This is a genomic window from Candidatus Uabimicrobium helgolandensis (genome assembly GCF_041508025.1).
Classification (GTDB): domain Bacteria; phylum Planctomycetota; class Uabimicrobiia; order Uabimicrobiales; family Uabimicrobiaceae; genus Uabimicrobium; species Uabimicrobium helgolandensis.
The window spans coordinates 8,484,930-8,509,113 of record NZ_CP165719.1; the positions used below are offsets into that span (position 1 = coordinate 8,484,930).

A 24,184-nucleotide genomic window follows, 5' to 3' on the forward strand; every position below is an offset into this window, starting at 1 on the left:
TTCTTGTTAGAAATGCCCTCTATATAGAAATCTAACTTACAACACTATTTCAATCTAATTGAAAAAATAGTTTCTGCCCAAAGTAAATCAATTTCTTTACCTAAAGATAGAAATTTTCCTATTTTTGGGTACTTCTTGAGAAGAGAAAAATATTCATTGCTTAGATAAATAATTTTCTTCTTTTCTTTTTTATCAATGTTAAGCGATTCACTATCACACCATACACCATTTTTCATATAGAATGTTTTAAAATCTACGCGACGAATTTGTTGTTTACCATTACCTTTTTCTGATTTTTTCTTGTAGGCAACCTTAGCATTTTTCATTTCTTTAATATCCTGTGAAGCCTGAATAGCATCTTTTCCACTTTCTGATTTCATTGCTCTCTCAGCAGAAGTATTATCACGCCTCCCAAATAAGCTACCTCGTTCTCTTCTTGGAGTAGTTGGAGTTAACCTTACAGTTTGAATATCGTCTTCAACAACAAGATAAGAGGTATAAGGAGTAACAATACCGAACTTTTTAGCTAAGCGCACAACTTCTTTTTTTAATTCAGCATTTTCTCCATTTAAACGTATTTGGTCTAGTAAAAATCCAACCTTCCGAACAGCCCATAATCGCGGTACATGGCTATTTTCTATATTTTCTTCGGGAAAAGACACTTCATAAACAAATTCCTTACTTTCTCCGCCAATCATCCCGCTTACCTTAATAACTTGATCTCCCTTACCTTCATAACGCCCTAAAAGAGTAATACTAGCTCCTCTAAATAAATCGGGAAACTTTCGAGGGTAGATTTCGCTAATTCGTAAATTGTCTGAAGAAGGAAACTTTATCTTAATATCACTTAGTACTGGAGAAGAAACTTTATCTACGAAATTAGATATTTTAATTTCAATATCTTCTTTTGCACTTACATATTCCCTTGTTCCATTGTTTTCTTCCGCCAAGCGATCTAAGAGTTTTGCGTTGAGTTGATCACCAATTCCAAAGGAAAATAAGCGTAAATTCTTTAAACTTGCTTTTTGTACCTTCTTAATAATTTGCTCTGCATTTGTAACTCCAATAGTAGGTTTACCATCTGTGAGTAAAATAATCATATATGGACGTACACTGTTTTTAGGAGCCATATCAATTGCATAGCTAAGTGCCTCTTCGAGGTTAGTTCCTCCGCGCGCAAAAATTTCTTCATCTACATAATCAAGAGCTTCTTTTACATTGCTTTTCGAAGCTTCCAGTAACTTATCTTTGTAAGTGTTAGCTTCTGTAGAAAATGAAATAATATTAAAACTATCTTTAGCACTCAACTGATGCAAGCAGTACTGTAATGCTTTTTTAGCTTGGTCCATTTTATCACCGACCATCGATCCCGAAGTATCGAGAATATAAACTATATCCTTGGCATTAATCTCACTAGCATCTATTTTAGTCTTTGGCGATAACATCATCAAGAAATGGCCTTTTTTACCCTGCTTTGCAAACGGTATAAAACTCAGGTCAACGCGCTTATCAGAGTTTGACATATACAAAACTAAATCGCGATCAGTATCAACGTGATTTCCTGAAAAACTAACGCTCGCTGTTTTTCCTTCTTTTTTTACTTTTATCTCGTGTGTTGGTGAAAACACCGATTTAATAGCGTGCTCTGCTTCTATCTCAATGTTACATGAGAAATTTGTAATATTATCGTTATGCCCATTTCCCACAGCCGTAAGTGGGTACTCATAACGAATAAGATTATTGTCAGCAGTTAGAATTTGTTGGTAAGTCAACTTGATTTTACGACTACTTCGTGCTGGAAAAGGAAAAATACGCATCTTGAATGTTTCACGGCCCACAAATTCTAAAAGAGCAGGATCAATCATTTTGCGAACAATACTAACATACAAATCTTCAGCTTTCTTCGCATTGAGCAATTCAGCAGGCATTTCTTTTCCATTTATCCATAATGAAAAACTGCCAACAGAAGCTCCTTTAGGTAAAGCAAACAAATAGGTACCTTCAAGGATACGATTATTTGGATTGTAGTATTCAGTTTCTAAAGTAGTGACCGCAATGTTGTTCTTTATTTTTGTTGTTACCGTATGAGACTTTGCTTTGATAGGAAGTAAAGCTACTGATGGGCGCACTGTTGTATTAGGAATATTTGGAATAATTCGCGCGTAAGTCGTTACGCTCAACAGGACAACTATAAAACAAATTAAATTTTTTTTCATGATACGTCCTTTAGTAAGAGTTTATTTTCTTAGAGAAGTATCACAAGAAAAAGTTCCCAAGCTACTATTATTTTTGTAAAATATTTATACTACCGTAGACTCTAAATCTTGTAATTATACTAAGTGTAGCTCTCATAAAATGTAAAAACAAGATATACAAAAAATTGGTATTGGTGCTGCATTAAGCATTATAGGAATGTTTTTACGAGGATTTGCCAAATTTTTTATAGTTCCTATGCAAATATATTATGTTGGCTCGGAGCAATTCGGTATTTTTATTACTATCACCAAGCAAACTTGCCTACCTATTATTATTTTTTAGAGATATTAAAAATGCCATCAATTATATGAAAAAAAATCAGATAGACATCAAAGTATAATCTTATTTTTCCAATAACGCAGCGTTTTTTTTACCCAATACTTACTATACCAAAATAAATAAAGTAAATACCCTAATAGACCGATATTTTCTATTTGTACTTTTTCATATTTATATTTCTCCATTTCTTGTTTTGCAATCCTTTGTAAAGAATAGATTTCATATTTAGAAAGATGTTGCCGCCACCTTTCTATTTTGTTAAGGTTAGGAGAAGCATTAATTCCCGAATGTAAATGTTGTTGTTCTTTAGGAATTTTTAACGAATAGTTTTTGTTCTCTACTTTTTCATGAGTAATATTTAAAAATTTACATAAATTTTCCAACTCAAGGAAAAGATCCTTTAGCATATCCTCATAACGAAGTAAATAAAACCATGAATTGTGATTATAACTTTGCGCAATAGAAATTGCCTGGCGGTAATACATAGCTGTTTCAACAGGGTTTTTAGCCATTACCTTACCTGTTTGGCTATTTTTCGCTGTTTTTTGAGAGTTATAGATAGCCCGAATATCACGTACAAGAAAAATTATTTTAGCATCGGGAAATAAAGCTCGAATTTTACCAACATGGAAAATATAGTGCCCGCATTTGTATATATGAACTTTAGTTTCTTGTGATGCACGCATAGTTAAAATAGTCGATAGAATTGTATTAAAATTTATAGGAAAAGACTTGCATGCTAATTCAGTGTATAAAAAATCTTTTTGCACACCCCACGCTAGAAATTTTTGCTTTGTATACAAATTTTCAATAAAAGACTCTAATTCAGCACTGTTATTTATTTTAAAACTACCATAGTGAACATTGTCTGGTATAGGTGCTTCAAGACTAACAAAGATATCTTTGTATTTATACAAATTACTGGCTAAAAAAGTAGATCCTGAACGACTAAGATACGTTAAAAAAACAATAGACATTTTTTCCTCACACAAAAACAAGTTTATAAACTCAGGTAACATAAATATTCAAAAAGTCTACGCTACTACAATAGCCAAAATGTAAACACAGTTTTCAAGTTTTCACTCTTATTTTACCATCAGATTGTATGCAATAAACACTTTTAGAATTAATACCACTCCGCAACAGACTTTAAATAAAAATTGCAAATCTTACTTTTTTAGAAATTTATTAAAATGAATAGAAAAAACTCTAATCTACCAGGAACATTAATCCACATTTTTGTATTATTATTTACACTATTGTTAATAAATTTTATGTCTCCTATTTTTTCGTTATTTATTACTTCGTGGCTTGTTGTAATTATTTTTATCTTAGCTATTTCATACAATCACTTTATTCTCAAAATGCACCTACTATCATTTCCCCAAGTATATCTGGCTGTTACTTTTATATTTACAAGCGGTACTCTTTTATTATACGCACTTGGTATGGACACAGCCTTTGATAAATTCAAATGGTTCGATGAATTTTTTCTTATCAAGGCTAACGAATTGGTTTTTTTATCCATAGTATGTTTTCAATTAGGGCTTCATTTTCCAATAGTTTCATCGAAATTCTCAGATAACGATTTTGATTATTCTTTTTTACGAGTTGTCGCACTTACTTTATTTATAACGTCTTGTTTCCTACTCATCTTTGTTTATCCTTCTTTTTTAACCATTATGTTAAAATCAGGATATCAAAACTTTGTTTTTTTTAGACAACAAAATGATGTGCGAATTCCAATAACAATCCTTCACTGGTTACTACCTCTTACTTGTATTATACTTGCGTGTACTTGCGAGTCTTCTCAACAAAGAAAAACCGCATATGTAACAGGCGCAATTACATGTACAATGTTTTTACTAACGGGAGATCGCGGAGGATGCTTTAGTTTTTTACTTGCCTTTTTAGTAAGCGTTAGACTATCAGGAAAAGTATTTAGTAATTTCAGGATAATACTTTTAGCTTTATCCATTATTTTTATTATCCCCATTCTTTTTGAACTTAGAAATCTAAATGACTTCCAAATTGACAATCCGTTTGAAAAAGCTTTACAAGAAACAGGAAGCAGTTTACAAGTATTACTAGGTACAATGATGATTATTCCTGAAACGGAGAATTACATGTATGGAGAAGCATACTTATCAGCCGTACAGAAAATAATACCTAACTTAGGTAGCTGGAAAGCTTCGGACGAAGTAACTCTCTCTTTGTGGATTAAAAACTATATGAATCCAGAGAGATCAGGACTGGGGTTTTTGAAAATAGCAGAGGCATACTCTCAATTTGGAATAATAGGGGTGTGTGTTGTTTTTTTATTATTTGGAATTTGGATGAGTAGTTGGTTTATAAAATTGGAACAGGGCAAAAAAAACACGTATGATTTTGCGTGGAAGAGTTTCAGTTTTTATATTGTTTTAATTTGGATTAGAAATCACGCAGTTGTTTCTGTACGTCCTATTATTTGGACTTTCCTACTCCTACTAGTAATTAAATTCTTCGCGAAGTTAATATGGAAACAGAAGTAGGCTACTCCTTCTTTCTCTTTGTATAAAAACAAAAACCCAAAAATAACAAGAGCAAATATGTTGTAGGCTCTGGTACCGTAATATTTATATTACTTCCAGCGGTACTATTAAAATTTGCATCAAGAGTAACAATATCACCATCGGAGTTTGTAAACGTCAAACCTGATACAGCAGTCCGAACAATGATTATTTGATTTTCAGATACAAACTCACCACCTGTTCGACTAAAATACTGAGCAAGATTTTCTCCATCTAACGCTGGTCCCAATTCATTTACATCTCGTGGTAAAATACGAATGCGGTTATCGTCACTTAGTAAATTGATTCCATCATTAACATCTACATCACGGAGACCTTGGTTAAATGTTCCGACATTTGCAGTAAACACATCTTGTAAACCTGGAAAAATTAGGCTAAAACCAAGAACAACAACTTCTCCGCTAGCATCAAATGAATTGTTATTGAATGTTGTCAAATCTGCATCAATTTCAACTTTCAATATAAACGGAGTTCCTGAAAAATCAGCTGCTGGACCTCCATTAACGCTAAAAGTTCCTGTACTAATAGTATCACCAGTTACAGTAAGTACTTCTGCTGTTGAAATCACTGACATAACGAACAAAAAGATAATTAAATATATACTACGCATAATATTTCCTTGCAAAAACACAAAAATATCCCTAAGTGCTAGTATATCATAAAGAACTGTAATAAAACAATAACTTTATTGACGAGATAAATCACCAATAAAGTCGGTAGGGCAAAACGTTTAAGGATACTAGATATACCGCGCTAAAAAAATTTATGCCGTTTTCTCATAGAGAAACAATAGTTCAATATTGCTTTAATTTTTGAAAAATTTCTGATTAAACCTTACTCTACACTTTTAAAAACTTCGTCGATTAAACGGCGAAATAGCCAAGCTTTATCTATAGGAGGGTCAACTTTTCCACGTATTGCTTCTTGTATGCGTTTTTGCAATTCCAAAGGAAACCGCTTACGATGCTTACGATATAAAAGTTGTAAACTAACATAATAAACATCGCGACACAAATTTTTATCTCCACCGTTATAAAGTGCAACACCTAAAGACCGTATGTAGTTAACAAAATCTTTTACTGAAAATCTATCCAAGTAGTCGTCCAAAAAAGTAGCGGATGCTATATCAACAACATGAATGATTTTATTTTGAAAAACAATTGTCTTTTCTATACTGCGAAAAGGTGAATTCGAAATATTAGGATTGCGTATTTTTTTTAGTATAATGTGAACTGCCAGAAAGAAATTTCGAGCATAAAGATTATTAGCAATCGTTTTTTTATAACCAATATCGACTTTAGAAAAAGCTGCATCACTTAAAACAAATAACGTGCAAGGTTTATCGTTTACTACAAATTTTCGAAAATGGCTATTTACAATGATTCGCGCAAAATCTTTGGTGTTATTCTCTAGCCATTTCAAAGCAGTTCCTTGTGATTGCGCAGCTTGTGGTTCCACTGCCTGTAACTGCCTGGGCGATATTTCTACAAATTTAATCCACGCTACACGCAACCGAAAATCTTGCATCATTCCAGACATTTTCATAAATCCTAAACGCTGAATATTTGCTACCTGCAAAGGTACTTTCAATTTATTAAACGGCAGCGGCATATACTGAAATTTTTGAAAAGGAATAAAAACTTCTTGCCACCGAGAAATAGCTTTTATTTTGCAACCATAGGTAATAGCAGGTAAAGTAGTGCTCGTATACAAGTTCACAAAATAATCTCCGTCACCGTAAAAACGCATACGAATTCCTTGGTACTGCTGAGGGTTTATTTGAATTTGTGGAGAGCGGATAGAAGCAAAGCCTTGTGGATGAGAAATATTACCCAAAAAAACTAAATGATTATCTCTAACGCTCGATTTTGCCGTTGATGCTCCACCTATAAACGAATCAGTAATAGTTAGCCATTTTTCTTGATTATTTCGAAAAGAAAAAACAGTGGTTTCATCACTATAAGCCCAAGTAGGGAGACATATCAAAAAATATACAACCACAATACAATATTTAATATTTATCATTTTATTTCAGCTATTTTCTTAAAAGAAGTGGTAATTCCCTTTATCAAAGTAGAGCCGTTATATTCCATCTCGTTAAGTCCTGCAATTGTATAACCTTGAATTTACATTTTAAGATTGTTAATTTTTGTCTAACTCAAACTATAGGAATACGTTAGTTTGTGTATACCAAAAGAAGTTACCCACAGGCACATCGTTTTGCAAATTAGCAAGATAAAATCGCAAGCTACCGTACTCGTTACTGTTTACCAATTAGTGCTCCAACGCGATGTATAAACAGTAGAAAACGATAAGTTAAATGAGGTAGAGAAAGGGATATGATTTGATTTTCTGATGGTGTCGAATCTTATTTATTAATAGAAAGAGCTGTAGAACACTCCTTCTATTAATATTACAACTAATCTACATAATTGGGAAGTGTCACTGTAATCCAATCATCAGCATAAAAGCCAAACTTAGTTTTTACAGTTTTATCTTTTAAATCAAATAATGAGACACTACCACGAATACGTTGCGTCTTACCATCGGAACTTTTTTGGTTGTTTTTGTAAAACTCTGGATGTTTGCGTTCAGGAGATAAAAAATCAATTAATTCTAAAGCTTTTTCTGCATCAATGTTACCATAATTTTTTAATATTTGTTCATTGAGTTCATCATAACGCCACTGTACTTCATTTGCTTTGTTACGTGCGATTTCAATGGTCATTGGGTTCATGGCACACAAGCGCATACTTGGTGTTACATAATGATTTGTCATAATTAAAACATCATCTTTTTCTTCGCGTTGTGGAGAGAAATAAAATGCTTCAGGACAATTGGTTCCACTATGTTTTCTGTTAATAAAACCTCTTTCTCCCCATGCTTTTGAATTTATTTTTTTACCATGGTACCAAAATAAATCGTTATTAAATTCTTGGAATTTTTGAGGATATTTGTAATCATTCCAACGAACCATAAGACCTTTTTGGTGTTTTTGATTTTCAAAACGCTTTAAAAAATCAGCATCAGGCAAAAGCGCTAACCATTTTAATTCATCAGGTGGAAATGCGATAGCATCAAGCTTTCTTGTCGATTTTCCTGTTTCAAGAACTACAGATCGATCGTTTTGACCGTCAGCAATCATATAAAGCCAAGAAACACCCCTTTGGGTTTTTACAACTTGCTTTACTGCTTTATTCACATCTGATCCGCTATGCATAACGCTGCGAACCATCATAAGAGAATTAATTCCTGGTCGATTGTTATCACATCCTCCCGAAGGAACCATGTCAACTCCCATAGCTACTCCATTGGAATTCATTGCTGCAATAGAGCCTACAAAACCAGGGGCTGTAACACTAACAATAGGTAAGCGTTTGTCACTAGGACGATAAATGACCATTGAAGCCGTATACTCAAAAGCGTCTCCAGGCGGAAACATAAAATCGCGCCCAAAATAATGTTTACCATCTTTTGTTGCTTTACCAAACACAGAAAAAGCGTTACACATAATTGGAATATCAAGATCTTTTACCGACAACTTAGGGTATTTATCCCACAGTTGATTCAATGCATAAAAGTTAGATAACAAAGTATCAAAACCAGAATTCAGCATTAAAAGACGATTAAAAGTAACTTTTGTTTCGGGATTAGCAGCTTTGCATCCAGCTTCAATTCCCTTCATTTCGTTAATATATTCTTTTGACATATCGCGCAAAACGCGTTTGGTTTCATTTTTGAGAATATCCATCAAAACACCCCATATAACAGGTATTTTTTTCGGATCAACATCTACTTTTATAAAACTCAAAAGAACATTATCAATAAACTCATTGGTCATAACCGCAACATCTTTTTCTGCCATCATCCCCATCAAGTAGCCCATTTGGTAAGCGTTACCTTCAACATAAAATGTGCGCTTAGGGGCTTTACTTTCATAATTAACAGCGTATTTGTGGTGCGCGATAAAACCTCGCATGTTTTGGAAAGTAGCACTATGAACTATATCATAGTTATCTTTCGCAAATGCAATTTCTAACTCTTGTAAATTCTTTCCCTCAGAAAACAAAGGGCTTAACAAAAAACAGACAACAAGAGAAAAATAAACGGAATATTTATTCATAAATAATAAATACCTCTAACCTCGTAATTTAAGTAATTGTAAATGTATACAATACATATCTCTTTATTAAATAATAAATAAATAATTTAAAAATTGCAATAAAATTTCATCAGAGACCGTTTAGAACGCTTCCAAGTTATAGGAAACGATTGACGCCACAAAAAATTGTTCTTATAATGCTATAAAGGTCTTAAAAGATAGTGAGAACAAGTATAAGTAAGTAGAAAAAAGAGGATAAATTGAATGACAAGAGTATTGGTAACAGGTGCAGGTGGTTTTATTGGTCACCACTTAGTTAAGTATCTCAAAGCAAAAAAATACTGGGTGCGTGGAATTGATATAAAACAACCAGAATTTGAATCAACTCAAGCAGACGAATTTGAAATATTAGACTTGCGAGAATGGAAGAATTGTTTAAAAGCAACAGAAAACATTCAACAAATTTTTCACTTCGCTGCCAACATGGGCGGTATTGGCTTTATAGAAAACAACAAAGCGGATATAGTATGTGATAATACACTTATCGATATGCATATGCTAAAAGCTGCTAAAGAAAATAATGCACAAAAATTTCTATATACTTCTTCTGCTTGCATATATCCTGGTTATAAACAAAATACACCTGATATTGCTCCTTTAAAAGAAGACGACGCTTATCCTGCTGATCCTGAAGATGGCTATGGATGGGAAAAATTATATATTGAACGCGCATGTAGACACTATCGAGAAGATTACGGCCTTCAAACTTATGTTGTACGTTTTCATAATATTTTTGGTCCACTTGGGACATATGATGGTGGTAGAGAAAAATCTCCAGCCGCTATTTGTCGTAAAATCGCTTTAGCAAAATCAAAAGATGAGATAGAAGTATGGGGAGATGGCGAACAAACGCGCTCATACTGTTATATCGATGATTGTATCATTGGAATATATAAATTATTACACTCAGATTACCACTTGCCTTTAAATCTGGGACAAGACCGAATGATTACCATCAATCAACTTGTTGATATTGTTGCAAAAATAGCGGAAAAAACAATAACCAAAAAATATGATCTTTCAAAGCCACAAGGAGTAAGAGGCCGTAACAGTGACAATACAAAATTATCTGCTATTTTAAATTGGTCGCCGGAAATTGAATTAGAAACGGGCTTAGAAATAACATATAAATGGATTAGAGAACAACTCGTTAAAGAAAAGAGAATATGACGTCGTCTAGCAAAACCCCTTCTATCATTCTAATGTATCATTTTTTTTATCCTGACGATGTAGTTAGTGCACGACATTTTACTCAACTTGCCGAAGGACTTTACTATAAAGGATGGAAGGTTCGCGTACTTACAACAAATCGCTATTGCCGTTACTCTCATAAACTAATCACTCCTAAAAGAGAGCTACATAACGGAATAGAAATTATTCGTGTATACCGACCCCCTTTCAATCAAGCGAATAATTACTTACGTGTGTTAAACTCTATCTATGTTTTGGTAGCATGGTCTATACGTCTTCTTACAATGAAGCGCAGTGATGTTATTGTTGTTGGAACCGATCCGCAATTTGCCGCTTTAATATTTCCATTTTTAAGATTATTTTGCCGTGGAAAAACTTTAGTACATTGGTGTTTTGATTTGTACCCAGAAGCAATAGTTGCCGACAAAAAAGGAAAAATCACATATTTGGCAGCGCTAATAGCAAAATGTTTCATGTATTTTTCATATAAATTTGTAGATATTATGGTTGACATCGGTTCCTGTATGCGTGAGATTTTAAAAAAATACAACAATAAAATCACTTATAGTACGCTTGTTCCTTGGGCGTTAGTAGAACCAGAAACAATAGAATTGCCAGACCAAGATACACGAACTAATTTATTTGGATCTGATGCTAAATTAACCATATTATATTCGGGAAATATGGGAAAAGCACACGAATTTACGAGACTAATTACACTTGCAAGACACTTACGAGATTGTTCTGATGATATAGTATTTTGTTTTGCTTGTCGTGGCAATCGTTACGAAGAACTTGTGAAAGAAATAAACGAACAAGATACAAACATACGCTTTGCAGGATTTGCTAAAGAATCAGAGCTATCCAAAAGACTAGGATGTGCAGATATTCATCTTGTAAGCCTAAAAGATGAATGGGCTGGTATAGTCGTACCTTCAAAGTTTTTTGGATCTATTGCTGTTGGTAAACCTATTATTTTTAATGGTCCCGAAAATTCTGCCATAGGCAAATGGATTATAGAACACAATGTAGGATGGGTTTTAACAGATAACAATATCCAAAAAATTGCGGATAAGCTTATTCAGTTAAAAGAAGATTCCGAACAAATTAAACAATACGCACAAAAAGCACAACAAGTATATAAAACACATTTTTCGCAGAAAAGTGTCATCCAGCAATGGGACACACTACTCAGAGGTAAGATAAAATAAATGAATATTCCGTTTATTGATTTAAAGCAACAATACCTAAACATAGAAGACGAAGTTAACAACAGTATTCTGAAAGTTTTACAGCACGGACAATATATTATGGGACCAGAAATTCGCGACCTAGAAAACAAACTAGCAGAATTTACTGGTGTAAAACATGTATTAACTTGTTCTAGCGGTACAGATGCACTTCTTTTATCTTTAATGGCGCGCAATATAGGTCCTGGAGATGCTGTATTCACAACTCCATTTACTTTTATTGCCACTGCAGAAGTTATTGCACTCCTAGGCGCAACGCCTGTCTTTGTAGATATTGACAAACGTACTTTTAATATCGATCCACAAAAACTAGAAGAAAAAATAGTTTCTTTACAAAAAAATCTAAAACCAAAAGCAATTATTTCGGTAGATTTATTTGGACTTTGTGCAGACTACAACAGCCTAAACTCTATTGCCCAAAAACATAATTTATTTTTAATAGAAGATGCTGCTCAATCCTTAGGAGCTACGTACGAAAACAAAAAAGCTGGTGCTTTTGGTCATATAGCTGCGACAAGTTTTTATCCAGCAAAGCCTCTTGGGGGTTATGGAGATAGTGGAGCTGTTTTCACAAATGACAAAGCAACGTACGATAAAATGGTTTCTTTACGAGTTCACGGACAAGGTAAAAATAAATACGATAATGTGCATTTAGGCTTAAATGCGCGTATGGATACTATCCAAGCAGCGATTTTATTAAAGAAACTTCAGATTTTTCCTCAAGAAATAGAGCAAAGGCAAAAAGTGGCCCAAATCTATAGTAGCAACTTAGGTGACTATGTTACAACTCCTTTTGTTCCTGAAAATTGTACTAGCACTTGGGCTCAATACTCTATACTTAGCGAAAACCGTGATACAATTCAACAACACCTAAAAGAAAAAAAAATCCCTACTTGCATCTTCTATATAAAGCCTTTACATTTACAAGATGTCTTTAAATATCTTGGTTACAAGCAAGGTGACTTTCCTGTCTCAGAAGAACTATCACAAAAAATTATTAGTCTACCAATGCACCCATACCTAAAAGAAGATGATCAACAACAAATTATTAAAGAAATAATTACAATAGCGAAAAAACCATGTTTACTAAACAACTAAGCAGATAAAACAATTGTAATTGATCATAAGCAACATTAAAACGCGAACAATATTTACATGTAAAAAAGAATGGAAAACATGTCACTATTTAACAACAGATACATTATAAAAAAAATAATTGGCCAAGGAGGTATGGGAAAAGTATATCTAGCAACAGATACACAAACGAGTATCGATGTTGCCATCAAAGAATGTATTTTAGGTAGTGAAGGTACAAAAAGAAATATCGAACGCATTAAACGCGAATACTATTTCATGAAAAAAATTAACCACCCAAGCGTCATAAAGGGTCATGATTTTTTTGTGATAAAGGACAGATATTTCATTGTAATGGAGTACATTGAAGGAATTGACTTAAAAACCTTTATAAATCAAAAAAAGTACTCTATATCATTCGATCATCAACTTGAAATAGCCAAATATATTTGCGGAGCTGTTGCCACTTTAAACAATAACGGTGTAATACACCGCGACATAAAACCAGCTAACATTATTTTGCAAGGAACAGAATTTAAACCGATACTCTTAGATTTAGGTATTGCTAAGTCTATTAATAACGAACTAGCAACGTTAACTCAAGCAGGAAACATAGTCGGAACACCTGAATATATAAGTCCTGAACAAGTACACGGAAAAAAAGATTTATTAAATTCTGATGTATTTTCTCTCGGTGTACTTTTATATCAGTTTTTCACATGGATGCCTAAATCTCCATTTGATGCAGGTAACAAAATTTCTACTATATATAAAATTTGCAAGATGCAACTCCCACCACTAGCCGAAATTATCAAAGAACCAAATTTAAATCTAAACAACTTATCTAAAGTCGTGCAAAACGCAATACGCAAAAACCCCCAACAGAGAACTCACTCTGTTGAAAAAATGCTGTACGATTTACTAGATATAAAGACAAATGGACAAGAAACACAATATTTCAAACCAATGAAAGAAACTTCATTATCAAAACTGAGAAAAAAGAAACGTCGGCAAATAAAAATAACACAAGCAATAACATCTACAGCAATAATTATTTGTTGTACCTTACTAATAGCAATCATGTACAAACTATATTTTTTTCCAAAAAAGAAAACTGAAATATCTCAAGAAATGGGCTCATTATACGCCGAAGCAATGCTATATGAATACCAAGGAAAACAGAAACTTGCTTTAAATACTTACAACAAAACCATTGCGGAAAACCCAAAACATTTCAAAGCCTACGCTAGTCGCGGACACCTTTATTACGTTAAAAAAAAATATGCTCTTGCAAAACGCGATTACGACAAATCTATTGCTATTAACACTAAATATCCAAATGTTTACAAAGCACGAGGAAATTGGTACAGAAACTTTAAAAAATATACTCTTGCAAAGCAAGATTATGATAGAGCAATAGAATTAAATCCTACATATGCTCAGGCATATCGTGCAAGAGCGCATTTGCACCGCGATCAAGAAAATTATGACCAAGCAGAAAGAGATTATTCTCTCGCAATAAAAGCAGATCCTTTGTACGTAAATGCTTACCGTAGCCGCGGCAATCTTTACAAGCGAATAAAAAAAATGGACCTAGCTCAAAAAGACTATGATGCAGCACTTAAAATCAACCCTAAAGATGCAGAAATTTATTACTATAAAGGTATAGTTCATCATATGCAAAATGAGTTTGTTGCTGCAGAAAAAAACTACAAAACCGCAATAAAATTAGATTCTCAATACTTTCAATCGTATCAAAACATGGGACTTATCTATTATCAGCAGCGCAAATACCACCTTGCTATCGATCATTGGAAAACAGCCATAAAACTAGGACTACCTGAAAAAGAAATACACACTCTTATGCAAAAAGCGCAAAAATATGTAAAATAAAATCTTCTGGCCAACGGACGAGAACTTCTTTTGCGAGTTGTAGCAATGCTTACTCGTTTGGTCAAAGTTCAAGTAAAAACGTAAGACTTAAATTGCTAGACGAGATCGAGCTCGCAAGCGGGCTCGGGCTCGAAAAAACAGACAATACTTTGAATGATGACAGGCCCTAATAACAAGCCCTATCAATAATTTTTTATATAACAAAAACAGGTGTATTTGTATGGTGAAGAACATAATTGCTAGTACTTGTAAAAATAATTCGTTTTAATGTTCCCATGTGACGGCTACCCATAACAATTAAACCCACTTCATTTTCTTCTGCGAAATTAACTATATTAGTTCCTGGGTGTCCTTCTCGAAATTCAATTGTCACATTTATATTTTTCTCAATGAACTTGTTTTCCACATCTTTCAAAAATTCCTGACTACGGTTTTCAATGTTTTTTTTGATACCTTGAATGTAAGAATCGGGAATTCCGTAAACTAAAAATTCATCTTGTAGTATTTCAGGATAATCATAGCAATGTAAGATTATAACTTTCGATCCAAAAGAATCTGCCAAAGTAACACCGTGATCTACAGCTTTCTTCGCATCTTCAGAGCGATCAACAGGAATCAATATCTTATTATACATCCTAGATATCTCCTTTTACAATCATTGTTGAACATGGCGCTTTGCGCGTTACATATTCAGAAACGCTTCCTAAAACAAAACGATCAAGATTTCCATAACCGTGGCTACCAAGAATCACAAGATCATAGTCATCATTTTCCTCAAGGTATTTAACAATTTTTTTACCAGGATTTCCATCTAAGATAAATTTCTCTCCTGTAACACTTGTTTCTAAATAGTGCATCTTTTTTTCTGCTATTTCTCTAAAATCTTTAATTTCTTCAACCCACTTAGAAATACCGCCTATTGTAAAATGTAAAACACCAAAATCTAAGGCACTAGGATCAACTACGGTAACAACATCTAATTGTGCGTTGAGATTTTTTGCTATAGATGTAGCATAATCAATGGCCTTCTGTGAAGTTTCTGAAAAATCTGTTGCAACTAATATTTTATGAATAATTGACATTTGTTTTACCTTTCTATATGTTTGCGATTTTCACTTAACTTAAGCAACAAAGATGCCAATAGAAACATTCTTTACACAGAACGTTGCACACTTACTTATATTAACTAGGATACATCGATATTTGATTCTTTTAGAAGCGATATAAAATCAAAAATCCGCAACCAAAATTTAGCATTGTAACTTAACAATGTTAAGGCAAAGTAAAATTTTTTGTTTATTCACTTTTAGTTATTAGAAAATAGACTACATATATAGTAAAATATGTTAGAACCTTATGTTTACAAGGTTACAATAGTAAGTAACACGACATTCTAGACAGTAAACTTTTTTGTGGCACAATCTTTGCATTTTCATTTTTTATTACCTTACATAAAACACGAGGAGATAAAACAATGAAAGATATTTACCTTGCAATAGATTTCTCTGAACAATCAGAAAAAGCAAGCCGAGAAGCTATAAAAATAGCCAATGATTTAAGCGCAGAACTAAAAGTTATCCATGTCTTTGATGGTCACATTCAAGCACCTGGTCCATACCACTCGATGCCTGGCGCATCATCTTTGTGGATGGAGAAATATATTAATGAAGCAAGAAACAAAGGCAAAGATGCCTTAAAAGATTTTTGCGAAAAACATCAGGTAAAAGAATCGCATTTTTTAGAAGGTGATCCAGCAAAGAAACTCGTTGAATTTGTTAATGATCAAAAAGTAGAATTCTTAGTCATGGGTTCACATGGATATGGTTTTTTAGATAGAATGTTAATAGGTAGTGTTACTGACTATGTAGTAAAACATTGCGAATGTTCATTACTCATAGTGAAAACAGAGACTACTGATTAGAGGAGGTATACACATGTATAAAAAAATTCTCGTAGCACTAGATAAATCAGAAAACTCTCAAAACGCTATAGAGCACGCCAAAATGGTTGCCAAAAATTTTAATGCCAAAATTATCTTATTTTGCGCTTACCAAGTATCTTCAGATCTGTTAGACCAACAAATAATGTACAATTTAGAAAATAATTATATACAAAAAATGACAGACAATTTGAAAAAACACTACCAAGATTTTCTTGACGAAACGAAAAAGAAAATAAGCGCTCAAGAAATAGAGGTCAGTACTTTGCTTGAAAACGGCAAAACAGGTGTAAAAATTGTAGAGGCAATAGAGAGTACTCAATCTGATATTGCAATAATTGGCAGTCGAGGTTTGGGAAATCTAAGCAGTATGGTCATGGGCAGTGTAAGTAGCTATGTTTTACATCATACTAATAAACCTTTATTGATCGTAAAATAATTTGGAGACTTAGATGTCAAACAAATGGCAAGTAAAATACTGGATGACAAGACTTCCTGAAACTATTCGTCCAACAACAAGTACAAGAGAAGCTTTTAATAAAATGCGTAATGGAAATTTCCGTCACCTGCTTGTAGTTCAGGATGGAGAACTTTTAGGTCTTGTCTCTGACAGAGATTTACGACGTCCTGATTTATCAACAGGAGAAGATGGATGGAACGAATTATACACTCCCAATGAAAACGATGAAGTACGCTATATTATGGCAACAGAATTACAAGTTATTCAAGAAAATGACAACATTCATCAAGCAATAAAAAAACTAAATGAATATGGCTACGGTGCCTTGCCCGTTGTCAATGACCAACAAAATCCTATCGGTATTTTGTCTATTTATGATTTACTGAAATGTTTCGATGAAGTACTAGACAAATGTGGCTCGGTGCTTGAATCAACATTCTAAAACACAAACCAAAACTTCAAAAACTTTTGCATTATTAACAACTAAGTGCAGAGGTTTTTGAATAACTTGTGTCATTTTTCTTTTACAAAGTTCATGCTTTACACAGAAGAGAATTTCAATGAAAAAATACGTGATTATCACTATGTTTCTCTGTAGTTGCGGAACGACAGCAAATCTTTTTTCTCACGGAGACCCAGATTTATACGGAGCAACTCTTTTTGACATAGGAATGATACATTCTCCTTGCTGCGATCTCAATTTTATTCCACTAGTTCCAGTAGGAATTATTGATTTACCTATCAGTTTAGCATTTGATACACTATTATTTCCTTTGATATATTTTAGTTCAAGATCAAATAAAAGAAGCGGGAATATTTTCGAATGCCCGATTAATAGTTCTAATAAAAAAGAAAAAAGAGACAAAATAAAAGACATTGCACGCCGAGAAATACGATCAAGAGAAAATAAAGATTCAAAAACAAGTTTAAAACTAGCTTCCACTATCAAGGAATCCAGACAACAAAAAATGAAAATAAAGTTGCTAAAGTTAGTAAATCACTATGCTCCAGCCAAAAACGGCGATCTAGAAGCAAACCTAGAAGAAAGACTTTTACTAATTATAAAACACAGTACTCCCAAAACTGGGTATCAAATTGCCTATAATTCATATACTCCTCCAAAAATACTGGCTAAGCTAGCTGCTTACGACAATTTGATAGAAGAAATAGCGAAAAATCCGAACACAAATGCAAACACTCTTCGCAAAATGCTAAAACTTAAAATGGCACTCTTTATAAACAAAGATATTGCAACTCACCCAAATACCCCAGACGATGTTTTCGAAAAACTTATCAAAATAAATAATCCTGAAATCACAAAAGCGGTAATAAGTAATCCAAATACTCCTATGAGTATACTAAAAAAACTAGCTAAAAACTAGAAGTGACCTTACTCTAGTAAAACACTTATTAAGTAACTAACAATTATCCTTTCGCACACATTTATATAAAATATGATAAATTCAAACTTACGTTTTACAACAGAAACGATGTGGGAAATATACCAAAAATTGCAAAGTTTACCTCCCAAAGAAAGAATTGTCTTTGAAGTTATAAATCCAGATTTGGAATCTAAAACTTTTAATGGTGAAGTAAAAAAAATTGGCAACATTTCTTATCGTTATCGCTCGCATAAAGCCTGGATAGACCTAGCTGAAATTCTTAACTTTCAATACTTAACACCTGAAAAAAGCGATTTTCCTTTTATAAAAATTCACTACCAAAATTTAGACATCCAAAATTCTTGGCATTTGAAAAAAGGATCACTAGAAGAAAGATATGGTACGCAATCTTTATTTGCACGTATTAATAAGCTAGAAGAACCTAACTTTTTAGCTGAGTATACTGAGAGTTTACAAAAGTGTAGTATTTCAAAAGGTATGCGTATTTTGGCACTTGGAGTTAATCGTGGGGACGAATTGGCGATTTTTAAAGATATATGTTCCCCTAACGTTTATAAAACACTTAATTTTGTTGGAATTGATGCTGTTGAAAGTAGTATTTTACAAGCAAGGAAACGATTTTCTAAAAATCATAGTTGGATCATTTCGAATATAAATAATTGGTCGAGTTGGGACATTGGTAAATTTGATATTCTTATTGCAATAGGAGTATTACATAGTACATCTCTGAGTGGCAAAAACATTCTCACTCCACTTCTCAAAAAATTTCTTCATTCTAACAGCAAGATAGTATTAGGCTTTCCTAACTCGCGTTATATAGATGGAGAGATAAAGTTTGGAGCGAAAAGTAAGAACTATAAAAAACCAGAATGGTCACTACTATTAAAAGATATTGGTTACTATAGACGCCTACTATTTCGTCAAGGATTTAATGTCACAGTAACAGGTAAATACTATTTATTTATCACTGGAATTTAAAGGAATGTAAAAAAAGGAAAGTTTATAATAAAAAAGCCATGCAGATGCATGGCTTTTTTTTACTTCAATTTATCTTTTAAAGCTTGCCAGTCAATATCTAGCTTCGGAAATTTTTTCTTTAGAAGCTTTTCTTGTTTCGCTAGATAATTAACTCGATCTTGTGATAAAGGATGTGTACTTAATAATTGAACAACAGCATTTGCATTGTTTTTTTCTAACTTTGCTAACTTTTCGAAAAAAGTTCTAAGACCAGATGGGTCAATGCCAGAATCGACTAACAAGTTGTATCCTTCGAGATCTGCATCTCTTTCCATTCCGCGGGAAAATCCAAGATTAGCAAGATCATTGGCTCCGTCTAAAGCAACTTGTGCTATAGCTCCAGCGTCACCAAACATAACACTTACTGCAATCACCAAAAGAGCTTGTCTATAAATCCCTTTAAGACCATGTCTTTCTGTAACATGACAAATTTCATGAGCCAACACCCCTGCAACCTCTTCAGCTGAATCGCTGTTTTTGATAAGACCTGTCATTACGACAATCTCACCACCTGGAGCAGCAAAAGCATTGATCATTGGATCATCGACAATGTGAACTCTAAAGTGAAATTCTTTTTCTGGAACGTTTGCAGTTAAGCGTTTTACTATCTTGTTTATTGCACCTGTAATCTCTGGATCTTTTATTTCATTAGTGATTAGCGAGGCAATAGCAATTTGACCTACTTCACGATCAACAGAGATAGGTGTTAAAGATACTGCTATATCCACAGCAGGATAAACAACAAACCAAGTTCCACCAACAGCAAGCAGAATAAGCATAGCAATAGGTATTATGTATTTTTGACGACGCGACTTCCACGTATCTTTTTTAAAGCTGCGAAAAGCATCGTGGAATTCAATGATTTGGCTATTCTGAATAGTTTTTAACAAAAGGCCATCATGTGTAGAAAATACAGGATGATGAGCATTTTTTTTGCGAAAAACGTGTTCTTTTTTCTCGTAACCACGGCATTGGTAATCTACATCTCCGAGATTCAGAGATAGCTCTTTACCATCAGGCAATACAGCTACCAAATTTGTCCCCGATAATTTTAGAGTACACTCACTTCGGCCATTAGGCAAACTAGGATCGAGAACTCGTCCTTTCCAACTCAAAATGCACCACCTATTCTATGATGTTGTTTCAAAGACGACAACAGCAGTTTTCTGGCGAAATATACCAAAAAGACGACGCTCATCGCGGAAAGAAACTTTGATTTGACCTTTTCCACCACTAGTATTTAGATCTGCTTCATATTTTTGAGGATCAATAGTACCAGTGAAAAAGCGATAAGGAGTTTGTTGAATGAAATATTTATATTGTTTTCCATCATCAGTATATGGTTTACGGAATATGAACATGTACGCTTCACGAGGAAAAATAAACAAAAAGCGTGCAGGATATTTCAATCCATAATACATTTCGTAACCACCTGCAGAAGCTTCATCTAAAGTTGCTTGCAGCTTCTTAAGATTTACAGTCCGAGTAAAAAAGCGTGTACAATATGTTGTTACACGGTAATCATACTCAGGATCTTGATTTTTTTCTTCGCGGCGAAATACCATTCCAAAAGCAGGAAGAACAAAGAGAACAAGTTTTCTACGAACTTCGAAAGTAAACTCTCTTCTCAAAATTCTATAGCCATCTTGACTTCCTTCACGAATAATTTCAAGAAGCTTTGCTGGATCAAACATACCTGTAAGAAAACCAAGAGGAAACAATCTAAATTTGAATTTAAACATTCAAATCTCCTAAATTTAAAAAAAGATCTGTACAACTTTGTACATAAAAATAATAACAGTATCCTATTATAAGACATAAATTGACGTAGAAACAATTTTTTTAGATTTTTAACATTTTTTTTCTATAACAAATACTCTAGTAAATCGCGTTAGAAGTTGAAATCAATTATATTAGAGCCGAAAATATATGCAAAAAAGTTGACCAAAATTTGTAGCCATTCTTAGTAAAAAAATAATGTTTATGTTGTTTAAGTAAGTTTCACAGCAATCACTTATAACTACAATTTCTATTCAAAAAAACCACATTTATGACCAACAAAATATACAATTTGGTCGTGCCATTTCTCAATTTCAAAGAGTATTAAGATGCTGGTACACTCTAATCAGGCAGGAATAATTTTAGGAAACGTTTGAAAGGAGAAAAAGCTCGTCCGCATATAGAACAAAACTTTTTATCGTTTACCGAAAGAGGCTTATTACATCCATGGCAAAAAGAACTTTTTCCACAATGTGTACAATATTTTCCATGTACCTTGCAATGACAAAAAATACATTTTTTCGTTATTCTTGTGTCTTGAATCAAATTTGCTTTTTTTAATTCTTCCAGTATATCTCCAACGTGCTGATACCTATCTTGCTGGTGAAATTCTAAACATTTTTGGCAAACATGTCTTACTTCTTCTGGAATCAAAGAATAATCTCGGCGGTCACTACGATCTTGGCTAGCAATACGCTTTAGTACATCTTCAATATTAACTGTTTTTGTATAATTGGGAGATTTGAGAGTGAACATGTAGTATAAAATACCGCCCAGGCCATATATATCCGTTGCTTCATTAAAATTGTCAATGTCACCTCTCGCTTGTTCTGGTGACATAAACTTTGGCGTTCCAACTTTAGCACTATCTCCACCAAGAGTGAGCGTTGGGATTCCACGTTCATAAAGCGCACCATCAAGTTCGTTCCATTTAGTATACATGTAACTATAGCGTTCATAATTATCTTTGCGTCCCAATAATTTTGATAGCCCCCAATCAATAACAAATAATTCCTCTGATATATCGGCAAACATGATATTGTCAGGTTTTAAATCACAGTGCAAGAATCCTTGATCATGAGCATGCTTTATCGTTGTGCATATCTTATAAAATGCGCGAAACATTTTAAATTTATCAACTTTATTTGCGCTTTTTGTTTGTAAAAAATCGCGCAAAGTTTTTGCTGATTCAAGATATCTCATCGTATAATAAATTCCACCTTTAGGAAAATGGTGCCCCTCATCTTCTTGTGGCTTCGGAATAATTCCCACCTCGTAAATAGGCAACACATGTTCGCCAACAAGCAGTCCGTTTAATCGAGCTTCTTTAATAAATTGTTCTAGAGAAATCGCTGTAAATTTTGTAGCTTCAGCACTACCATTTTTTAATTCGTGAACCTTCATCGCAACTGTACGCATCAAACTTTTATCAGCAACAAGATACACTGTTCCCATACCACCGCGCCCAATTTCTTCTTTGACTTTGTAGCGTTTATCAAAATTAGTTTCTTGGAGAATCTCAACACTTTTTAGAGCTCTCTGTGCAATATTGCGATCGGAATCAAAAGATTCGATTTCGACATTACCAGTTACTTGAACCTGCGCATTATTTTTTTCTGATTCGATTGTAAAACTTTGCGGGTCTTTTTCTATAGGTGTTGTTTGTGCGCCTGGATCGATATTCTCACTGCTATTTTCAGTAATAGTTACAGTTTTATCAAGTCGATTTTTATCAGTTTTACTCACGACTAAATCAACAAGGTTATCGCGATAAAATATCGAAGGCTCTTTTCCTTCGTATATTTTATCTTCTATTTCCTTAAGAGACATTTCTTCATTCACAAATTGATCAATATACTTCTCTACGGCAGATATATCTTTTATAATACCTTTATCTACCGCATTTTGTAATATTTTCATTAAGACTTTTATCATGAAGAAACATCCTTATTTTCACATTCATATTTCCCGCTTTCGCGCACTTGACTATCTCGTAAAACCAGGACTCGTACGCGGCAAACCCGTACCAGGATCATTTGGTCCATTTTTAGATGCATAACATTCTTCAAGAGCTTTTTCATTAAATTCATCATGGACAAAATTATGATAAACATAATAATAAAGTACAACGCGAAAGATTGTTTCTAAAGTAGAATTAACTAGTGCTAAGAGAATAAAAAAGGCAATCGCAATCCCAATAACAATGTAATTTATTTTCGCAATACCAAAATAAAGCACTACAATTCCTGGTATAGCACATACAAAAAATATAATACCAAAACTAAAATTACTCGTCAGATGTTCTCCCCAAGTATCTTTGATTTTTGACGAAGAGTCTTTAAGTGCTGACAGAGGAGAAATTTTTTCTATAACAATAAGAGGAAGAACAAAAAAGCTAGCTATTTCCCATGCAGTTCCTAAAAGATCAGCAATAAAGCGTCCTAAATTTTTAGAGCGCTTTGCAATCAGATTAAGAACCACTCCAACAGTCGTAACTATAATAACCCAACCCATAACAGAGAGCAAAGAGGAAAACATAGCTTTAAAACCATCACCTACCCCTGGATTACCACCTTGTAAACGAATATTTGCACAAGCAATAACCCCAACATTAAAAAGCGCTACGATAAAGGTAATACTGTAAAGTAAAGAAATACCAACGACAATAGAGAGAACCTCGTTATTCCTCAGCTCAGAAATTCGATTCTCCGCTGAAAAATGGTACCCAAAAGCAAAAAGTATCGACAGGCAAATAATTGAAGAAAGTAGAGGAAAGAAGAGTATTTCTTTATCTTTTCTTAAAACTCTCCAACATGTACCCATCAACGAAAATGTGGCAGAAATTCGATAAAACATATTTTATCCTTAGTTTGTTATCAGTTAATAATACTTTAAGGGACTAGTGAAAGAC

The 24,184-nt window shown here is 33.5% G+C and carries 21 protein-coding genes; 10 read left to right on the top strand and 11 right to left on the bottom strand.

The annotated features are described in order from the left end of the window. Positions 1-44: 44 nt before the first annotated feature. The gene (locus UABHE_RS31310) at positions 45-2,216 is read right to left on the bottom strand and encodes a VIT domain-containing protein (protein ID WP_372367358.1); all 2,172 of its coding nucleotides are present in this window, start codon (positions 2,214-2,216) and stop codon (positions 45-47) included. A gap of 369 nt (positions 2,217-2,585) precedes the next feature. Beyond that, positions 2,586-3,512 carry a sulfotransferase gene (locus UABHE_RS31315; RefSeq protein WP_372367359.1) on the bottom strand — a complete coding sequence of 309 codons (927 nt, stop codon included), beginning with the start codon at positions 3,510-3,512 and terminating at the stop codon, positions 2,586-2,588. A 216-nt stretch (positions 3,513-3,728) separates the two neighbouring features. Here UABHE_RS31315 and wzy point away from each other — a divergent pair, with 216 nt between their 5' ends. Continuing rightward, the gene (gene wzy / locus UABHE_RS31320; RefSeq protein WP_372367360.1) at positions 3,729-5,066 is read left to right on the top strand and encodes an O-antigen polysaccharide polymerase Wzy; all 1,338 of its coding nucleotides are present in this window, start codon (positions 3,729-3,731) and stop codon (positions 5,064-5,066) included. 1 nt (position 5,067) lies between these two features. Here wzy and UABHE_RS31325 read toward each other — a convergent pair whose 3' ends face one another. The 3 genes from UABHE_RS31325 to UABHE_RS31335 form a co-directional block, all read right to left on the bottom strand. Then, positions 5,068-5,715: a PEP-CTERM sorting domain-containing protein gene (locus UABHE_RS31325; protein ID WP_372367362.1), complete on the bottom strand. Its 648-nt coding sequence runs from the start codon at positions 5,713-5,715 to the stop codon at positions 5,068-5,070. Between the two features lie 224 nt (positions 5,716-5,939). After that, complete coding sequence (locus UABHE_RS31330; protein ID WP_372367363.1) at positions 5,940-7,130, bottom strand: CIA30 family protein; 1,191 nt, start codon at positions 7,128-7,130, stop codon at positions 5,940-5,942. Positions 7,131-7,524: 394 nt separating this feature from the next. Further along, entirely contained in the window at positions 7,525-9,228 is a 1,704-nt protein-coding gene (locus tag UABHE_RS31335; RefSeq protein WP_372367364.1) for a hypothetical protein, read from the bottom strand. Between the two features lie 243 nt (positions 9,229-9,471). On the opposite strand from UABHE_RS31335, the gene UABHE_RS31340 reads away from it, so the two are divergent. The 4 genes from UABHE_RS31340 to UABHE_RS31355 all read left to right on the top strand — a co-directional run bounded on the left by UABHE_RS31340 (position 9,472) and on the right by UABHE_RS31355 (position 14,675). Continuing rightward, the gene (locus tag UABHE_RS31340; RefSeq protein ID WP_372367365.1) at positions 9,472-10,437 is read left to right on the top strand and encodes an NAD-dependent epimerase/dehydratase family protein; all 966 of its coding nucleotides are present in this window, start codon (positions 9,472-9,474) and stop codon (positions 10,435-10,437) included. Further along, positions 10,434-11,669 (top strand): glycosyltransferase family 4 protein, encoded by a 1,236-nt coding sequence (locus UABHE_RS31345; protein ID WP_372367366.1) that lies wholly within the window; start codon positions 10,434-10,436, stop codon positions 11,667-11,669. The genes UABHE_RS31340 and UABHE_RS31345 overlap by 4 nt, the downstream gene beginning before the upstream one ends. Then, positions 11,670-12,806 (top strand): DegT/DnrJ/EryC1/StrS family aminotransferase, encoded by a 1,137-nt coding sequence (locus UABHE_RS31350; protein WP_372367367.1) that lies wholly within the window; start codon positions 11,670-11,672, stop codon positions 12,804-12,806. It abuts the gene before it with no gap. 78 nt (positions 12,807-12,884) lie between these two features. After that, positions 12,885-14,675, top strand: a complete 1,791-nt coding sequence (locus tag UABHE_RS31355; RefSeq protein ID WP_372367369.1) for a protein kinase — start codon at positions 12,885-12,887, stop codon at positions 14,673-14,675. Between the two features lie 193 nt (positions 14,676-14,868). Here the strand turns inward: UABHE_RS31355 and UABHE_RS31360 are convergent, their stop codons facing one another. Together UABHE_RS31360 and UABHE_RS31365 are read right to left on the bottom strand one after the other, a co-directional pair. After that, the gene (locus UABHE_RS31360) at positions 14,869-15,309 is read right to left on the bottom strand and encodes a universal stress protein (RefSeq protein ID WP_372367370.1); all 441 of its coding nucleotides are present in this window, start codon (positions 15,307-15,309) and stop codon (positions 14,869-14,871) included. Between the two features lies 1 nt (position 15,310). Next, a complete protein-coding gene (locus UABHE_RS31365; protein WP_372367371.1) occupies positions 15,311-15,757 on the bottom strand; it encodes a universal stress protein in 447 nt (148 codons plus the stop codon). A 392-nt stretch (positions 15,758-16,149) separates the two neighbouring features. Between UABHE_RS31365 and UABHE_RS31370 the strand changes: the two genes are divergently transcribed. From UABHE_RS31370 to UABHE_RS31390, 5 genes are all read left to right on the top strand, one after another. Next, positions 16,150-16,596, top strand: coding sequence for a universal stress protein (locus UABHE_RS31370; protein WP_372367372.1), 447 nt, complete (start codon positions 16,150-16,152; stop codon positions 16,594-16,596). Positions 16,597-16,609: 13 nt separating this feature from the next. After that, positions 16,610-17,053 (top strand): universal stress protein, encoded by a 444-nt coding sequence (locus UABHE_RS31375; protein WP_372367373.1) that lies wholly within the window; start codon positions 16,610-16,612, stop codon positions 17,051-17,053. Positions 17,054-17,066: 13 nt separating this feature from the next. After that, positions 17,067-17,516, top strand: a complete 450-nt coding sequence (locus UABHE_RS31380) for a CBS domain-containing protein (protein ID WP_372367374.1) — start codon at positions 17,067-17,069, stop codon at positions 17,514-17,516. 118 nt (positions 17,517-17,634) lie between these two features. Next, complete coding sequence (locus tag UABHE_RS31385; RefSeq protein WP_372367375.1) at positions 17,635-18,456, top strand: YceK/YidQ family lipoprotein; 822 nt, start codon at positions 17,635-17,637, stop codon at positions 18,454-18,456. 72 nt (positions 18,457-18,528) lie between these two features. Continuing rightward, positions 18,529-19,455: a methyltransferase gene (locus UABHE_RS31390; protein ID WP_372367376.1), complete on the top strand. Its 927-nt coding sequence runs from the start codon at positions 18,529-18,531 to the stop codon at positions 19,453-19,455. A 59-nt stretch (positions 19,456-19,514) separates the two neighbouring features. On the opposite strand, the gene UABHE_RS31395 is transcribed toward UABHE_RS31390, so the two are convergent. The 4 genes from UABHE_RS31395 to UABHE_RS31410 form a co-directional block, all read right to left on the bottom strand. Beyond that, positions 19,515-20,609, bottom strand: a complete 1,095-nt coding sequence (locus tag UABHE_RS31395) for a M48 family metallopeptidase (protein WP_372367377.1) — start codon at positions 20,607-20,609, stop codon at positions 19,515-19,517. A gap of 15 nt (positions 20,610-20,624) precedes the next feature. Then, positions 20,625-21,236, bottom strand: a complete 612-nt coding sequence (locus UABHE_RS31400; RefSeq protein ID WP_372367378.1) for a hypothetical protein — start codon at positions 21,234-21,236, stop codon at positions 20,625-20,627. A 379-nt stretch (positions 21,237-21,615) separates the two neighbouring features. Then, positions 21,616-23,208, bottom strand: coding sequence for a serine/threonine-protein kinase (locus tag UABHE_RS31405; RefSeq protein ID WP_372367379.1), 1,593 nt, complete (start codon positions 23,206-23,208; stop codon positions 21,616-21,618). Positions 23,209-23,259: 51 nt separating this feature from the next. Beyond that, positions 23,260-24,129 (bottom strand): DUF6159 family protein, encoded by an 870-nt coding sequence (locus UABHE_RS31410; RefSeq protein WP_372367381.1) that lies wholly within the window; start codon positions 24,127-24,129, stop codon positions 23,260-23,262. Positions 24,130-24,184 lie beyond the last annotated feature (55 nt).

Coding starts and splice junctions, on each gene's coding strand:
- UABHE_RS31405 (WP_372367379.1), bottom strand. CDS start 23,208: ATGATAAAAGTCTTAATGAAAATATTACAAAATGCGGTAGATAAAGGT.
- UABHE_RS31350 (WP_372367367.1), top strand. CDS start 11,670: ATGAATATTCCGTTTATTGATTTAAAGCAACAATACCTAAACATAGAA.
- UABHE_RS31325 (WP_372367362.1), bottom strand. CDS start 5,715: ATGCGTAGTATATATTTAATTATCTTTTTGTTCGTTATGTCAGTGATT.
- UABHE_RS31355 (WP_372367369.1), top strand. CDS start 12,885: ATGTCACTATTTAACAACAGATACATTATAAAAAAAATAATTGGCCAA.
- wzy (WP_372367360.1), top strand. CDS start 3,729: ATGAATAGAAAAAACTCTAATCTACCAGGAACATTAATCCACATTTTT.
- UABHE_RS31375 (WP_372367373.1), top strand. CDS start 16,610: ATGTATAAAAAAATTCTCGTAGCACTAGATAAATCAGAAAACTCTCAA.
- UABHE_RS31385 (WP_372367375.1), top strand. CDS start 17,635: ATGAAAAAATACGTGATTATCACTATGTTTCTCTGTAGTTGCGGAACG.
- UABHE_RS31335 (WP_372367364.1), bottom strand. CDS start 9,228: ATGAATAAATATTCCGTTTATTTTTCTCTTGTTGTCTGTTTTTTGTTA.
- UABHE_RS31315 (WP_372367359.1), bottom strand. CDS start 3,512: ATGTCTATTGTTTTTTTAACGTATCTTAGTCGTTCAGGATCTACTTTT.
- UABHE_RS31345 (WP_372367366.1), top strand. CDS start 10,434: ATGACGTCGTCTAGCAAAACCCCTTCTATCATTCTAATGTATCATTTT.
- UABHE_RS31400 (WP_372367378.1), bottom strand. CDS start 21,236: ATGTTTAAATTCAAATTTAGATTGTTTCCTCTTGGTTTTCTTACAGGT.
- UABHE_RS31370 (WP_372367372.1), top strand. CDS start 16,150: ATGAAAGATATTTACCTTGCAATAGATTTCTCTGAACAATCAGAAAAA.
- UABHE_RS31340 (WP_372367365.1), top strand. CDS start 9,472: ATGACAAGAGTATTGGTAACAGGTGCAGGTGGTTTTATTGGTCACCAC.
- UABHE_RS31330 (WP_372367363.1), bottom strand. CDS start 7,130: ATGATAAATATTAAATATTGTATTGTGGTTGTATATTTTTTGATATGT.
- UABHE_RS31390 (WP_372367376.1), top strand. CDS start 18,529: ATGATAAATTCAAACTTACGTTTTACAACAGAAACGATGTGGGAAATA.
- UABHE_RS31360 (WP_372367370.1), bottom strand. CDS start 15,309: ATGTATAATAAGATATTGATTCCTGTTGATCGCTCTGAAGATGCGAAG.
- UABHE_RS31380 (WP_372367374.1), top strand. CDS start 17,067: ATGTCAAACAAATGGCAAGTAAAATACTGGATGACAAGACTTCCTGAA.
- UABHE_RS31410 (WP_372367381.1), bottom strand. CDS start 24,129: ATGTTTTATCGAATTTCTGCCACATTTTCGTTGATGGGTACATGTTGG.
- UABHE_RS31365 (WP_372367371.1), bottom strand. CDS start 15,757: ATGTCAATTATTCATAAAATATTAGTTGCAACAGATTTTTCAGAAACT.
- UABHE_RS31310 (WP_372367358.1), bottom strand. CDS start 2,216: ATGAAAAAAAATTTAATTTGTTTTATAGTTGTCCTGTTGAGCGTAACG.